General features: G+C 46.1%; 11 protein-coding genes and 1 tRNA gene. 9 read left to right on the forward strand and 3 right to left on the reverse strand.

The window, feature by feature from the left end:
- Positions 1 to 13: 13 nt before the first annotated feature.
- Positions 14 to 1,132, reverse strand: a complete 1,119-nt coding sequence (locus AAE250_RS22825) for an ISAs1 family transposase (RefSeq protein WP_342289451.1) — start codon at positions 1,130 to 1,132, stop codon at positions 14 to 16.
- Positions 1,133 to 1,469: 337 nt separating this feature from the next.
- Positions 1,470 to 2,630, reverse strand: coding sequence for an iron-containing alcohol dehydrogenase (locus AAE250_RS22830; protein WP_294603308.1), 1,161 nt, complete (start codon positions 2,628 to 2,630; stop codon positions 1,470 to 1,472).
- Positions 2,631 to 2,767: 137 nt separating this feature from the next.
- Between AAE250_RS22830 and tilS the strand changes: the two genes are divergently transcribed.
- Entirely contained in the window at positions 2,768 to 4,036 is a 1,269-nt protein-coding gene (gene tilS, locus AAE250_RS22835) for a tRNA lysidine(34) synthetase TilS (protein WP_294603305.1), read from the forward strand.
- On the opposite strand, the gene AAE250_RS22840 is transcribed toward tilS, so the two are convergent.
- Positions 4,029 to 4,862, reverse strand: a complete 834-nt coding sequence (locus AAE250_RS22840; protein WP_294603301.1) for a 4Fe-4S binding protein — start codon at positions 4,860 to 4,862, stop codon at positions 4,029 to 4,031. The two genes, tilS and AAE250_RS22840, sit on opposite strands and share 8 nt — an antisense overlap.
- Positions 4,863 to 5,152: 290 nt before the next feature.
- Between AAE250_RS22840 and rho the strand changes: the two genes are divergently transcribed.
- The 8 genes from rho to AAE250_RS22880 all read left to right on the forward strand — a co-directional run bounded on the left by rho (position 5,153) and on the right by AAE250_RS22880 (position 16,334).
- Positions 5,153 to 7,198, forward strand: a complete 2,046-nt coding sequence (gene rho / locus AAE250_RS22845; RefSeq protein WP_294603298.1) for a transcription termination factor Rho — start codon at positions 5,153 to 5,155, stop codon at positions 7,196 to 7,198.
- A gap of 133 nt (positions 7,199 to 7,331) precedes the next feature.
- Positions 7,332 to 8,798, forward strand: coding sequence for a sulfatase family protein (locus tag AAE250_RS22850; protein WP_294603296.1), 1,467 nt, complete (start codon positions 7,332 to 7,334; stop codon positions 8,796 to 8,798).
- A gap of 97 nt (positions 8,799 to 8,895) precedes the next feature.
- A complete protein-coding gene (locus AAE250_RS22855; RefSeq protein ID WP_294603293.1) occupies positions 8,896 to 10,746 on the forward strand; it encodes an ATP-binding protein in 1,851 nt (616 codons plus the stop codon).
- The gene (locus tag AAE250_RS22860; protein WP_294603289.1) at positions 10,743 to 12,704 is read left to right on the forward strand and encodes a tetratricopeptide repeat-containing sensor histidine kinase; all 1,962 of its coding nucleotides are present in this window, start codon (positions 10,743 to 10,745) and stop codon (positions 12,702 to 12,704) included. The genes AAE250_RS22855 and AAE250_RS22860 overlap by 4 nt, the downstream gene beginning before the upstream one ends.
- Before the next feature lie 95 nt (positions 12,705 to 12,799).
- Positions 12,800 to 14,122 carry a signal recognition particle protein gene (ffh, locus tag AAE250_RS22865; RefSeq protein WP_294603288.1) on the forward strand — a complete coding sequence of 441 codons (1,323 nt, stop codon included), beginning with the start codon at positions 12,800 to 12,802 and terminating at the stop codon, positions 14,120 to 14,122.
- An 11-nt stretch (positions 14,123 to 14,133) separates the two neighbouring features.
- Positions 14,134 to 15,015, forward strand: coding sequence for a bifunctional methylenetetrahydrofolate dehydrogenase/methenyltetrahydrofolate cyclohydrolase FolD (gene folD, locus AAE250_RS22870; protein ID WP_294603285.1), 882 nt, complete (start codon positions 14,134 to 14,136; stop codon positions 15,013 to 15,015).
- A 9-nt stretch (positions 15,016 to 15,024) separates the two neighbouring features.
- Positions 15,025 to 16,167, forward strand: a complete 1,143-nt coding sequence (locus tag AAE250_RS22875) for a CapA family protein (protein ID WP_294603282.1) — start codon at positions 15,025 to 15,027, stop codon at positions 16,165 to 16,167.
- Between the two features lie 90 nt (positions 16,168 to 16,257).
- Positions 16,258 to 16,334 (forward strand) — tRNA-His (locus AAE250_RS22880).
- Positions 16,335 to 16,514 lie beyond the last annotated feature (180 nt).

The raw sequence follows: 16,514 nt of genomic DNA on the forward strand, positions 1-16,514 counted from the left end.
CAGGGCTGACGCATTAAAAATTCACGTCTAATAACTTCTCAAGAAAAGAGTCGTCCCATCCGGCTCTTTTTCTTTTTCCCTTCAAACTTCCCTTTGATTCATCTTTCTTAACTGCTGCCAAAGCAATCTTGTTCAACAATGAAAAGTTTACCGCTGCATTTTTCTTTTTCCTGGTTGCGTCTTCATTGAACGTTACATCCAACTGCCAATGAAGATTGTTCTCAATTGACCAGTGAGTCCGTATTGCATCCGCTATTTTCTGTATGTCTAAACCGATGGATGAGATATAGTATCTTGTGTCTTTAGCTTCGATACCACTTGCATTCTCTTTCCTGTAAGACTGAACCCTTATGATGGATTTTAGTCCAGTCCATCCCTCGAATAAATCCAATCCATTGTTATACATGTCATAAACTCTCTTTTCTATCCTCCCATGCCCGCTTTCTTCCGTGGTATAGGTCGCGCGCCGGGTTGGGGGAACATGTTTGGCTGGGTGGTCCATTTGAGCAAACTGTTCCACTACTCGGTGGTGCATAGACTTCTGGTTCTCTTTCAGACAGATAACATAGTCAGTCTTATTATTTATAATGGTCTCCACTATCTTCTTTTGACAACCCATGGCATCTATGGTTATGATACACTCTGCCAGATCAAGAGCATCTATTAAAGCGGGAATAGCTGTTATTTCATTGGACTTTTCATTTACTTTTTCTTGACCTAAAGTTATACCGTTAGCCGAAGCCCACGCACTAACCATATGTATTTTTGAGAAACTTCCATTGCTTTTCTTCTCAGAGGCGCCACAAATAGTCTTGCCATCAATAGGTACTACACCTTTATATTTTCCACAGATTTCGTGGATCCACACACGAAAAGAACGTTCCAATAATTCGGGCTTAAGCATTGAGAATAGACGGTTGAAAGTATCATGAGAGGGAATACCTTTGAAGTTCTTGATATGCCGGGAAAAGAAGTCTTTCTTGGCAATTCCAAACTCTTCAATGTCATACCAACTTTCAGCACCGCCTAATACGGCGGCTATGGTAATATAAAAAATCGCTTCTAAAGAATGTTCCTTTTTATGGTCACGCCGGGGATCTTCAAAATACTTAGTAATGCTAATTATATCCATTTATTCCTCAATTTATGTTTTCTAGTTCTTTATAAAGATACGAATTTATAGTGACATACAAAACAATATAAAGAATTAAATATTAATATAATAGAACATAATTAAACACCAATATTAGACATGATAAATAGTAAAAAATATAATGCGTCAGCCCTGTTCACAGTGCGCGAATACATATTCAAGCCTTGCGAATATCCGTTCGCAAGGCTTGAACAGAGAATAGTTACTAAAAGAAAGAACTTTTCTCTTTAGATTCCAGACTTTTTCTCTTTATATCGGAGAAGTTTTCTCTATACACCTACGCAAAGGCGTATACACTACATAGAGTGGAGAGACGTTACTTATAGGACTTCCGGTATATTTCCAATACCTCGTCATCACTCAGAGGACGCGGATCCATTCCGAACAGTCCTCCCATCGTTTCGCGTGCATTCCGTACAAGACGGCTGAGGTCTTCCTCCGTCACTCCATATTCCGAAAGAGCGATATTATCAATGCCGCAGGCTGCCTGCAAGTCGGCCAATGCTGCGAAGAAGTCAGCGGGCGATGTGCTTTTCTGTCCGGTCAAGGCTTCAGCCATACGCATATAGCGTTCGGGCACTACATCGACAAACGAAGCAAACCATGCCAAGGAGATACAGGTCAATGCCGCACCATGTTCCACATTGGGGAAGAGGGCACTTACCGCATGTGCAAGAGAGTGTTCCGAAATACAGCTTGAGGTCGATTCCACCAGCCCCGCAAGCGTACTGGCCAGAGCTACTTCGCTGCGGGCTTCCAAATCATTTCCATTCTTCACAGCTTTAGCCAGCGAACGGCCAATGAGTTCGATGCTCTTAAGTGAAAAGATCTCGCTTACCGGCGTTGCAATTGTTGCAAGATAGCCTTCGGCAGCATGGAAGAAAGCGTCAAAACCTTGATAGGCTGTCAATTTGGGCGGAACGGAAACCATCAGGGCGGGGTCTACAATTGCTACTTGGGGCATGGTATCGGGCGTGCCATATCCTATTTTCTCATTATTGTGCGTGATGACAGTCCACGGATCTACCTCTGTGCCGGTGCCTGCCGTAGTGGGGATAGCTATGACCGGCAAAGCCTTATGCTTCGGCGTTTGTCCTTTTCCGGTACCTCCGCTTACATAGTCCCAGTAGTCGCCCTCGTTGCAAGCCATCACCGCGATGGATTTGGCAGAATCGATAGAACTACCGCCGCCCAGTCCTACAATGAAGTCGCACTGTTCGCGGCGACAGATTGCAGCTGCTTCCATCACATGTTCTTTTATCGGGTTAGCTTGTATCTTGTCGTAAATCACGGTCTCGACTCCATTCTCAGCCAATCCTTTCACTACTTTATCCACATAACCATACTTGCGCATGGAGTTTCCGCTGGAAATTACCAGCAAAGCCTTTTTGCCCGGAAGCTCTAATGTAGCCAACCGGTCGATTTCGCCGGCACCGAATATAATACGTGTCGGCAGTAACTGTTCAAATGCTTTCATCTTCAATCTTATTTTAAGTATTGTTTTATCACCGGACAAAGATACACTTTCTTGAAATGAATTACTTTTCTCAAACGTTCTTTTTATGTTGTGCACGTATCACTTTACCAAAAACAAAACTTTTGTATCTTTGCAGCATGGACAAGCAGAAGGTAATACAATACATCGACCGTAACAAGCTCTTTTCTACAGAAGACAAGATACTTGTGGCATTGAGTGGCGGAGCCGACTCGGTGGCATTGCTGCGCCTGCTCCTCTCCTTAGGGTACATCTGCGAAGCTGCCCATTGCAATTTTCATCTTCGCGGAGCAGAGTCGGACCGGGACGAACTGTTTGTCCGCCACTTATGCAGAGAACAACAAGTGCCATTGCACACCGTCCACTTCGATACGGAACGGGAAGCCAAAGAACGGCACATTTCCATCGAAATGGCTGCAAGAGAACTGCGTTACAACTGGTTTGAAGAAGTACGAAAAGAGTGTAACGCCGCTGTTATAGCAGTTGCCCATCACCAGGACGACAGCGTGGAAACCTTTCTGCTCAATCTTATCCGTGGAACCGGCATCAACGGACTATGTGGAATACAACCCGGCAATGGAAAGATTGTCCGCCCCCTGCTTTGCCTGGACCGGAAGGAGATTGTTGACTACCTGCACGGCATCGGGCAAGATTATGTAACGGACAGCACCAACCTGCAAGATGAGTACACCCGCAACAAGATACGGCTTAACCTGCTGCCCATGATGCAGGAAATCAATCCATCGGTAAAAGAGAGCATCCTTAAAACGGCAGAACATCTGGAAGATGCAGCCGCTATATATAATAAAGGTATAGAAGAAACCAAAAAACGAATACTCACTCAAGAAGGTATACTTATCCGCGCCTTGCAGCAAGAAACGGCATCGGAAACAGTCTTATTCGAGATCTTATATCCCCTGGGGTTCAATGCTGCCCAGGTAAAAGACATATACCGCGCACTGAACGGTCAGCCGGGCAAGATATTCACCGGCACCGGATGGCGCGTCGTCAAAGACCGGGAACTGTTATTGATAGAGCCGCTGCAAGAGGTTGTAAAGCCTGACTTGGAGATAAAAGAGTACGACTACACTCCGTGCTTCGTTATCCCCCGTGATAAAAGCACGGCCTGTTTTGATGCGGACAAACTCCGGCATCCCCTCTCCCTACGCCTTTGGAGGCAAGGAGACACATTCGTCCCCTTCGGTATGAAAGGAAGGAAAAAAGTAAGTGACTACCTGACCGACCGCAAGTTCTCCCTCCTGCGCAAAGAACAACAATGGGTACTCTGCTGCGGAGATGATATCATCTGGTTAGTGGGAGAACGAACGGACAATCGGTTCAGAGTAGATGAACAGACGAAGAAAGTATTGGTAGTGATAACTAAATAATAATCCTATCTTCTTTTTGTCTTTTGAAGCAATCGGCCAGCAATACCACAAACGGTGTATCGTAAGTGCGTGCCTTCTGCGTGCATCCCTTTACACAAGCACAGCATTTAATGCATTTCTCTGCAATCGTATTGCACTCATCACCTTTTATAATAGCACCCGCAGGACAATGCGTGGCGCAATACCCGCAATGCGTGCAACGTTCCGCATCTACTTTCGGAGTACGTGGCATGGGAACCCCGCTCTTACGCAACTTTACCACCTTACGCAAAAAGCGGAATAAAGGGAAGAAAGGCTGGCGAGGCCGCTGAATACGCGCCACATCCACACCGTACAGTTTCTCCATATCAGCCGCAGCAGCAATCTTGGTACGTATCTTTTCGCCGAAAAGTTCTGCAAACTTCAGATCTTCCGCATCCGGACGCCCGGCCGCAACCGGATATCTGTCATTGCTAAACGAATGCTCGCCTACGAAAGTAGCTCCCGCTATCACTTTAAAGCCCCGTTCGGTAACGAAAGCATCCAACTCGGTCAAAGCCTTTTCGTAAGCACGGTTTCCATAGACCACTACCACCACGGCAGGCGCACCGTCAGAGTGGATGTCCTTCATCCGCTCCAATGCCAAAGGAGCCACATGCCCGCCATATACCGGTACTGTAATAACCGCCAATGCATGAGCCGGAACCACCTGCTCATCAGTCGTTTTCAGCGTTAAATCCACTTCTTTCACCGAAGAAATTCCCGTGCCGTGAACAATTGCCTTGCCTACTTGTTTAGAAGTACGAGTAGGTGAAAACGTTATCAGATGTGCTTCATCTATATTCATAAATCAATTCCTTATGTTGTTGTTAATACAGCAAAGATAAAGTTTTAAATTTAAAAAAAAGGCGATTTATTTATGAAACCAAAAATATTTATTACCTTTGCGCCGTTGAAACATTCTGCAACTTCCTGCTGAGGCAAGGATTGTAATCAGATTTCCGGTTCAATAATAAATATCCCAATTAAATCATAAATTACAAGGTAAACTTGCCAAGTTGCTTCAGACAACACCTGCAACCGTGCATCTATGCCTATTCAAAAGAAGAAATTTTAAACCATTCACACATATACTGTATGTATAACATCATTCAACTGAACGACAAAAATTTGTCGGAACTGCAAACTATTGCCCAAGAACTGGGTATTAAAAAAACAGACTCACTCAAAAAAGAAGAACTTGTTTACAAGATACTTGATGAACAAGCCATCGCAGGCGCTACCAAGAAAGTAGCCGCCGACAAGCTGAAAGAAGAACGCAAAGGAGGGGACAAGCAAAAGCGTTCGCGCGTCACTGTAAAAACCGTAAAGAAAGAAGGCGCCGACAAGGTATTCTCAGCTACCAAAAACGGTGATCTCACCAAGTCGAAAGCAGAGGAAGCTCCTGCAACCAAGGAACAGCCCCAAGCTGCTGAAACCGCCAAAGAACCGGCTACCGCAACTGCTGCCGTCGCTACTCCTGCAGAAAAACCGGCAACTGCCCCCAAACGCAAACCGGGACGTCCCCGCAAGGTAAAAGAGGAAGAAACAGCCGCTCCTAAAGCAACTGAAACTCCCAAAACAATAGAGCCCGAATTGAATTTCGAACCGAAAGTTACAAAAGTGGAAAACAAGCCCCAAAAGGTAGCTGTACCGGACGAAAGCCCTATCCTGGCAGAAACCGAAGACGACTTCATTCCTATCGAAGACCTTCCGACAGAAAAGGTTGAATTGCCTTCCGAACTCATCGGCAAATTCGAAGCAACCAAAGCAGAAACACCTGCTGCGCCTGCTGCCACACCTGCCGAACAGCATCCTCAACCATTGCAACGCCCACGTCTGCGTCCTCGCGACAACAGCAACAATCCTCCTTACAATAATAATAACAACAATAATAACAACCGCCCCGGTTATCAGCAGCGCCCCGTACAGCCACAGCGCCCCGCGCAGCCGTACAATACAGGCGACAACTATACTCCTGCTCCGGAGCGCAAAACGATAGAGCGCGAAAAAGCCTACGAATTCGACGATATCCTTACCGGAACCGGCGTACTGGAAATCATGCAGGATGGCTACGGCTTCCTTCGTTCTTCCGATTACAATTACCTCTCTTCACCGGACGATATCTACGTATCTCAATCGCAAATCAAGCTCTTCGGCCTGAAAACCGGTGATGTGGTAGAAGGCGTAATCCGTCCGCCCAAAGAAGGTGAGAAGTATTTCCCGCTGGTGAAAGTGTCCAAAATCAACGGACGCGACCCGGCTTTTGTACGTGACCGCGTCCCCTTCGAGCATCTTACTCCGCTATTCCCGGACGAGAAGTTCAGACTTTGCAAAGGCGGTTATTCCGATTCATTATCAGCCCGCGTAGTCGATCTTTTTGCCCCTATCGGCAAAGGTCAGCGTGCCTTGATCGTGGCACAGCCCAAAACCGGTAAGACTATCTTGATGAAAGATATCGCCAATGCCATTGCAGCCAACCATCCGGAAGTCTACATGATTATGCTGCTCATCGACGAGCGCCCGGAAGAAGTAACCGACATGGCCCGCACCGTGAATGCCGAAGTAATCGCTTCTACATTCGACGAACCGGCCGAACGCCACGTGAAAATTGCCGGCATCGTTCTTGAGAAAGCCAAAAGAATGGTAGAATGCGGACATGATGTCGTTATCTTCCTCGATTCTATCACCCGTCTGGCACGTGCCTACAACACGGTGTCTCCCGCTTCCGGCAAAGTACTTTCCGGTGGTGTCGATGCCAATGCACTGCACAAGCCCAAACGCTTCTTCGGTGCTGCCCGTAACATTGAAGGCGGCGGTTCACTGACCATCCTTGCTACCGCATTGATTGATACCGGCTCCAAGATGGATGAAGTGATCTTCGAAGAATTCAAGGGTACCGGTAATATGGAATTGCAGCTCGACCGCAACTTGTCCAACAAGCGTATCTTCCCTGCCGTCAACATCGTTGCTTCCAGCACACGCCGCGACGACTTGCTGCAAGACAAGCAGACTCTGGACCGCATGTGGATTCTGCGCAAATACCTTGCCGATATGAACCCGATAGAGGCGATGGATTTCGTAAAAGACCGTTTGGAAAAGACCAAAGACAACGACGAGTTCCTAATGAGCATGAACAGCTAAAGAAAAGCTGTTACAATATAGTACAAAAGCTTCCATTTGCGTCCATAAACGCAGATGGAAGCTTTTTTTATAACTGCTTTTTCCTACTTTTGCTGCCGGACAAACAACCTTAAACAAATAAAATCTGAATTCAATGAAGACTCTTTATCCTTTTATGGGAATGGCACTGTGCAGCCTGCCTATGACAGCACAACAATCACCGAATTTCCTGATTATCCAATGCGACCACCTGACTCAACGCGTTGTAGGTGCATACGGCGCTGATCCCAGTTGCACTCCTCCCATCGACCGGCTCGCCTCCCAAGGAGTGGTATTTGCCAATGCTTATGTAGGTTGCCCTCTCAGCCAACCATCACGTGCAGCCCTATGGAGTGGGTTGATGCCGCATCAGACCAATGTACGTTCTAACTCGGATGAACATATCAACCCGCCATTGCCCGACAACATTCCCACATTGGGAAGCCTCTTTTCAGCCAATGGATACGAAGCCGTACACTTCGGGAAAACCCATGATATGGGAGCCCTGAGAGGTTTCCGCCACAAGGAACCTGTTGCCAAACCATTCACCGACCCCGAATTTCCCGTCAATAACGACAGCTTTTTGGATGTGGGAACCTGCGAAGATGCCGTTAGCTACCTCAGCAACCCACCGAAAGAACCTTTTATATGTATAGCCGATTTCCAAAACCCTCACAATATCTGCGGATATGTCGGCGAAAACAAAGGGGAACATACAGACAGTCCTATCAGCGGATTCCTGCCCGACTTACCCGACAACTTTGAAGTGGAAAACTGGAAAAGCCTTCCTCTTCCCATCCAATATATCTGTTGCAGCCACCGGCGCATGATGCAGGCTGCACATTGGAACGAAGAAAATTACCGGCATTATATTGCTGCCTTCCAGCACTACACGCGAATGGTTGCCAAGCAGATAGACAGTGTACTGCAAGCGCTCTACTCCACCCCTGCCGGCAAAAACACCATTGTCGTTGTCCTGGCAGACCATGGTGATGGAATGGGATCGCACCGCATGGTGACCAAGCAAGTCAGTTTCTACGAAGAGATGACCAATGTACCGTTCATCATAGCCGGTCCCGGCATCCAACCCCGCCCCAAGCCGGTGGAAGAGTTACTGACCCAACCAACAACCGACTTACTGCCCACCCTCTGCGAACTGGCAGGCATTCCGGTACCCGCTGATAAACCCGGCATCAGCCTGGCTCCCTTCCTGAAAGGCAAGAAGCAAGAAAAACAACATCCATACGTAGCTTCCGAATGGCATAGCGAGTATGAAGTAACCGTCAGTCCCGGACGAATGATACGCGGTCCTCGATATAAATACACCCATTATCTGGAAGGTAACGGAGAAGAATTATACGATATGAGCAAGGATAAAGGAGAAAAACACAACCTCGCAAACAATCCGGAATATGCTGATATCCTCATTCAGTATCGCGCTTTACTGGATAATTATATCTACCGCACCCAAGATGATTACCGTAATCTGAAAGTAGAAGCAGACAAAAGATGGCGTAGCCATATCCCCGGTTATCCAAACCACGAAGGACCTTGCGCAAGGGATATAATCAATAGAAAATAAAAATAACGGCCTAAAAAGAGCGGGATAATATATGTATTCCGCTCTTTTTGATTAAATTTGCATCTATGTTTCTTTACCCTAATAAAAAGAAAATAAGTTGAAAGTAATTAGAACATACATATTGTTAATCTTATTACTGTTTGGCACAGGCCTTCAAGCCGCATCTCTCGAAGAAGGAGATGTGTCCAAGCATGTCCGCTTGATAGAAACATTAGTAGACAATAACTTAGGCTATTCCCAAGAAGTGAAAACGAGCGATATCATTCAATGGGAGGATGAAGTTGTAGCTGCCTTTCAAGAGCAACAAGACTACAAGCACATGTTTTTAACAAAGCAGATGGCTGTATATGCTTATGCCCTGCAGGGACAGATTACCGAAGCTTTGAAGAAATCGAATGCAATGCTGGCACAAGCCCAACAAATGAAATATGATATCGGTATTGCCTTGTCCCACTTTGCATTGGGAGACACTTATCTCAATGCAAGCATGGATGCAGAAGCAATAGAAGAATATGAAGAAGCTATCCAGATATTGTATCAGGTTCCCAATTCCGAACAACTGCAAGAAAGAGTCTTCATGCAACTGGTACCCACGCTCATCAAAGCGAAACGAACTGGAGAAGCCGAAACCTATCTGGAGAAAATGGGGCAGACTTACGAGAAAAGCAAATTAAATCCATTCTTATTCTATATCTACCAGGCATACTACTATATTCATGCCGGAGATTTAGTGAAAGCCAACCAATACATTGCCAATGCCGAACAGGTAAACAATGACGATCCGTCTTATTTCCACACTTCCATATTGAAATATATGCAAGCCGGATGTGCCAGAGAAGCCGGAAATTACGAACAAGCCATCCAACTATATACAGAACTGGCAGACGATGCCGACCATATAAGTGTATACGGCAACTACTTGAAACTGAGGAAATCAATCGCTCAAATATATACCAAGTTAGAACATTATAAAGAAGCATGCGAGATTTACCAGAATATCAATTCTGCCCGCGATTCTATCAACGCCCATAACTATACAAACCAAATCAATCTGTTGCGGACAGTCTATCAGGTAGACCGGCTTGAAGTGGACAACCAAAAGCAATGGAACCGCGTATTACTATATCTGATTGTAGGAGGTGTCTTGATTCTTACCATATTCATTTTGTTCGTTGTCCATATAAAGCAGGAAACCAAACGCCTCGCCACCTCAAAACAAAAGCTGAACGAAGCGCAAAAGAATGCTGAAAATTCTATCCGCACCAAAAGCTTGTTCCTGTCGAACATGAGCCATGAGATACGAACCCCACTGAACGCGTTATCCGGCTTCTCGTCTATCCTGACAGATACCAACATAGACCAAAGCATCCGCCAGCAATGCAATGACATCATACAGCAGAATTCAGACTTGCTCTTGAAACTGATTGACGATGTGGTAGACTTATCCAGCCTGGAAAGAGGAAAAATGCAGTTCCGCATGGGTACGCACGATGCCATCTTCCTCTGTCGTAATGTTATTGATACGGTGGAAAAGATAAAGCAGACAGCCGCCGCCGTCCTGTTTCAAACGTCATTGGAAAAGCTGGAACTTTATACTGATGAAGCCCGCTTGCAGCAACTGCTGATCAATCTACTCATCAACGCCACAAAGTTCACATCCGAAGGAAGCATCACACTTTCGCTGGAAGTGCAAGGAGACATGGCAATATTTTCCGTAACCGATACCGGCTGCGGAATTGCTCCCGAAAAGCAAGGCAAGATATTCAACCGCTTTGAGAAGTTGGACGAAAATGCGCAAGGCAGTGGCCTGGGGCTCTCTATCTGCCAATTGATTGTAGAACATTTCGGAGGCAAAATCTGGATTGACAGTGAATATACAAACGGTTCCCGTTTCATATTCACCCACCCCATCCATACCGCCGAAAAAAGAGAGGAGGCGGCACAATGAAAAAGATAACCTGCATCATACTCCTTGCTATACAGGCACTATTCTGTCTGGCGGGTAGTACCCCGACTTCCATAACCGACAGCCTGTCGGCACAACTGGAGACATTGCCCCATGACAGCACCCGGCTTCAACTGCTGGATAGGCTGGCACGCATATCACAAAGTTCTCCGGATGCATTAAAGTATGCCGGCCAGCTATTTAGAGAAGCCAAGGAACAAAACAACGATTATTACATTTGCAATGGTGCATACCTTCATATCCTCCATTATTACAATGATGAAGGAGAACTGGACAGCATTGCCAAATGGGTCAATATACTGAAACCGGTTGCCCAGAACAGCAAATATTGGGAAATCTACTTCAATGCACAAAAGTTGCTCATCAATATATACATCTATAAGAAAGAGTACGAATATGCATTCAGCGAAGCCATGCAGATGATGGAAAAGGCAACAGCCAACAACAGTCTGAATGGAGAACTCGCTTCCTACCAATGTTTGGCCAATATTTACCACAAAACCAATCGGTGGAAAGAAGAAGAGAAGGTTCTGAAGAAAGCATATAACTTATTACCGCAAATAGACCGGCTCGGCTCACAGCTCAATATACTCTTCCAACTTATCAGTTTCAATAAGCAAAGAAGAAACTATGCCGACCTGAAGAAATACCTGGACGAAGCAAAAGGGGTTATGAATGAAATGATACACCAGAATCCCGAAATGAAAGAAGCGCTTTCCGGTCAATATTTATATCTGGAAATATATTATACCTATCTTTATTTAGGAATTGACAATCCGGCTCTTGCCAAGGAACACTATGAGAAGGGGCAAACCTATATCACGCCCCAAACCCATCTTCCTTATTGGCTTACTTATCAGAACCTGGGCATTGAGTACTTCCTCTATATGAAAGAATATGATGCTGCGCTTGCTTTGGCAGACAGTGCTATGCATTTCGTAAGACAATATGATTTCGAAGAGTCCGACTATGCCAGGGAAGTAAACTATAAGGCTGATGCATTGAAAGCAATGGGCCGATACACCGAAGCCCTGCCACTCTATGAAAAGGCCAACCTGATGCAAGACTCAATAACCAACGCCGTATCGAACCAGCAACTGGAAGAAATCAAGGATAGATACCACTTGAACCAATTACAATTGGAACAAGCCAAATTAAGAAGTTACATACAACTCATCATCCTGGTGGTGGTCGGTGTGGTCTTGATATTATGTGTCAGCTATATGCTGCGCATCAACCGAATAAGAAAAGCATTACAATTATCGGAAAAAGAGACTAAGGAAGCAACCCGCAAGACAGAAGAAGCCAACGAAATGAAAAACCGCTTCTTGTCAAATATGAGCCATGCTATCCGCGTACCTCTTAATAATGTAGTAGGCTTCTCACAGCTTATGGCAGTCGATACGGAAATAGACGAAGAGGTGCGTAAAGAGTATTCCGACATAATACAGCAAAATACTGAAGCACTGATGCTGCTGGTCAACAATGTATTAGACCTCTCCCGCCTGGAAGCCAATATGATGAAGTATCAACTGATGGACTATGACGTAGTACAGATTTGTAACGATGCCGTTAGTGCTGCCCTTATGCAAAACCCCAACTTGAGCATTCATTTCCAGAACAACGTGGAACAGCACATCATACATACCGACTGCAACCGCATAATGCAAATGATTATCAGCACACTGACGGGAACTTCCGCTACATCCCAAGAAAAGCGGGAGATTCACTTCAGCCTTGAAAAGAGCGGTGAAATACTGTGCTTCAAAGTTGTCAACAGCCCCCTGGCCGACAGTAAATATGACGGTCAGGAAGCTTCTTTACGTCACGACATCAACCGTTTGTTACTGAAACATTTCGGAGGCACTTATCAGGTCATGCCCGATACAGCCGCCGGTCCGACCCTTCTTTTTACATATCCTGCCATAGATCCTCAATAATATTCTGCCTCCAAAAGAAGGCAGTTACGGGGATTTTTTGTACTTTTGCGCCTCAATAAGAGTAATTTGTAATTTAGTAAACGTAATTAGATACTATGTTCGATAATTTAAGCGAGAGACTTGAGAGGTCGTTTAAAATCTTGAAAGGTGAAGGTAAAATCACCGAAATCAACGTTGCAGAAACCTTGAAAGATGTGCGTAAAGCACTCTTGGATGCCGACGTAAACTATAAAGTAGCCAAGAACTTCACCGATACCGTTAAGGAGAAAGCGCTGGGACAAAACGTGCTGACCGCCGTAAAGCCCAGTCAGTTGATGGTAAAGATTGTGCATGACGAACTGACCCAGCTTATGGGTGGCGAAACTGCTGAAATCAACATCGACTCCAAACCTGCCGTTATCCTGATGTCCGGTCTGCAAGGTTCCGGTAAGACCACTTTCTCCGGAAAGCTGGCACGTATGCTGAAAAGCAAGAAGAACCGCAAACCTTTATTGGTAGCTTGTGACGTATATCGTCCTGCCGCTGTGGAGCAGTTGCGTGTACTTGCCGAACAGATTGACGTTCCGATGTATTCCGAACCGGACAGCAAAGACCCGGTAGCCATTGCACAGAATGCCATCCAGGAAGCCAAAGCCAAAGGATATGACCTGGTAATCGTCGATACTGCCGGTCGTCTGGCCGTAGACGAAGAGATGATGAACGAAATTGCCGCCATCAAGAAAGCCATCAATCCGAATGAAATATTGTTCGTGGTCGACTCCATGACCGGTCAGGATGCCGTGAATACTGCCAAGGAATTCAACGAACGCCTGGACTTCAACGGTGTGGTACTGACTAAGCTGGATGGTGATACCCGTGGTGGTGCCGCCCTTTCTATCCGTTCTGTAGTGAACAAACCTATCAAGTTCGTCGGTACGGGTGAAAAGCTGGATGCGATAGACCAATTCCACCCCTCACGTATGGCAGACCGTATCCTCGGCATGGGTGATATCGTTTCGTTGGTGGAACGTGCCCAAGAGCAATACGATGAAGAAGAAGCCAAACGCCTGCAAAAGAAGATTGCCAAGAACCAGTTCGACTTCAACGACTTCCTCAGTCAGATAGCCCAAATCAAGAAGATGGGTAACCTGAAAGATCTGGCATCCATGATACCCGGCGTAGGCAAAGCCATCAAGGACATTGATATCGACGACAATGCCTTCAAGAGTATTGAAGCCATTATATACTCCATGACTCCGGAAGAACGCAGCAATCCTGCCATCCTGAACGGCTCACGCCGCCAACGCATTGCCAAAGGTAGCGGTACGAACATCCAGGAAGTGAACCGCCTGCTGAAGCAGTTTGAACAAACTCGCAAGATGATGAAGATGGTGACCGGCAGCAAGATGGGTAAGATGATGCCTAAAATGAAAAAATAAGACTGAATATTATGACACTAATTGATGGAAAAGCAATTTCAGAACAAGTAAAGCAGGAAATTGCAGCAGAAGTAACCGAGATAGTGGCACGCGGAGGCAAACGTCCGCATCTGGCCGCCGTTCTCGTCGGACACGACGGAGGCAGCGAAACCTATGTCGCTGCCAAAGTAAAAGCATGTGAAGTCTGTGGATTCAAATCCTCCCTCATTCGCTACGAGGCAGATGTGACCGAAGAAGAACTGCTGGCCAAAGTACGTGAATTGAACGAAGACGCAGATGTGGATGGTTTCATCGTACAGCTTCCCCTGCCCAAACACATTTCCGAGCAAAAAGTAATTGAAACCATCGATTACCGCAAAGATGTAGACGGTTTCCATCCCATCAATGTAGGACGCATGTCTATCGGCCTGCCCTGCTATGTATCTGCCACGCCTAATGGTATTCTCGAATTGCTGAAGCGCTATGAAATAGAAACTTCCGGCAAGAAATGCGTAGTCTTGGGACGAAGCAACATCGTCGGCAAGCCGATGGCAGCACTCATGATGCAAAAGGCATACCCCGGCGATGCAACTGTAACCGTTTGCCACAGCCGCAGCAAGGATTTGGTAAAGGAATGCCAGGAAGCGGATATCATCATTGCCGCATTGGGACAACCCAACTTCGTGAAGGCAGAAATGGTGAAAGAAGGTGCTGTCGTTATCGACGTAGGTACTACCCGCGTACCGGATGCAACCAAAAAGTCCGGTTTCAAACTGACCGGAGACGTGAAGTTCGATGAAGTTGCTCCGAAATGTTCATTCATCACTCCCGTGCCGGGTGGCGTAGGACCGATGACCATCGTATCGTTAATGAAAAATACTTTGTTGGCAGGCAAAAAAGCTATCTACCAATAGCCAAAAGCCATGAAAGCGCTTGTAGCCTTAATGGCTTTACTGTATAGCGTAACCCTTTCCGCCCAGGAAAGGATTACGCTATTATTTGTTGGCGACCTGATGCAACACCAGGCACAAATAGATGCGGCACGTACTTCCGAAGGCCGGTACGATTATACTCCTTGTTTCTCGCTTGTCAAAGAGCAAATCTCCCGTGCCGACCTAGCTATCGGAAACCTGGAAGTAACATTAGGTGGCGAACCTTATCGGGGATATCCGGCCTTCAGCGCACCCGACGAATATCTGCAAGCCATCAAGGATGCCGGCTTCGATATACTGATAACAGCCAACAACCACTGCCTGGACCGCGGCAAAAAAGGATTGGAACGCACCATCCTGATGCTCGACTCATTGCACATTCCCTATGCCGGAACTTACAGAAATCTGTCGGAGCGCAAACAACGCTATCCCCTATTCATTCATAAAAAAGGTTTCCGCATTGCCTTGCTCAACTACACTTATGGTACCAACGGCATCAAAGTAAGCCCGCCGAATATCGTAAACTACATCGACAAAGAGATAATCCTGCAAGATATCCGCAGTGCGCAAGCTCGCCGGCCGGACGCCATCATTGCATGTATGCATTGGGGTATTGAACATCAGTCACTCCCCAACCGCGAACAGCGTGAACTCGCCGACTGGCTGCTTCAACAGGGTGTGACACACATCATCGGCTCACACCCGCACGTCATTCAGCCCATGGAACTGCGCACAGACGGAACCAGGCAACATGTAGTTGTTTACTCTTTAGGCAACTTCATTTCCAATATGCACGATGAAAATACGGATGGCGGCCTCATCTTCACGTTGCAATTGGAAAAATCTCCCCTGCCTCAACCTGTCCGCCCATTCTATTCCGGCCAAAGTAGAAGCCCTGCATTGGAGTCTGCTTCGTTCCCTTTCCCTTATTGCCGCGTATCTCATTGCGGATATGATCTTGTATGGACTGCCCGCCCCGAGCTTACCCAAGAAAAAAATTACATTCTTTACCCAATCTATTTTTCTTCGGACAGTTTGCCCCAAGAAGCTCGTAACCGTCTGAAAATCTTTACTGAAAACTCCCGAAAGCTCCTCCAACAACACAACATAGATATTTACGAGAATAAAAAATGATACCGAAACAGCAAAAATAATTGTCCGATTCTTTGCAATATTAAAGTTTATCTCTATCTTTGCACCGCATTTAAGAAATGCACTAACACGGTGACTGTAGTTCAGTTGGTTAGAGCGTCAGATTGTGGTTCTGAATGTCGAGGGTTCGAGTCCCTTCAGTCACCCCAAAGAAATCCTTGATAATCGCTAGATTATCAAGGATTCTTTGTTTCAAGACATACTCTTCAGAAGACTCAACACGGATCAACGTAAAACCCTGAGGGATTTTCCTATTATGCATATAACTTAGTTAATCTGTACAAGAAGAATGCTTTATCCTTTACGCCCCTGAACAGTGCTCTAAAAGC

The organism is Bacteroides sp. GD17 (assembly GCF_038448625.1).
In the GTDB taxonomy this organism is placed as follows: Bacteria; Bacteroidota; Bacteroidia; order Bacteroidales; family Bacteroidaceae; genus Bacteroides.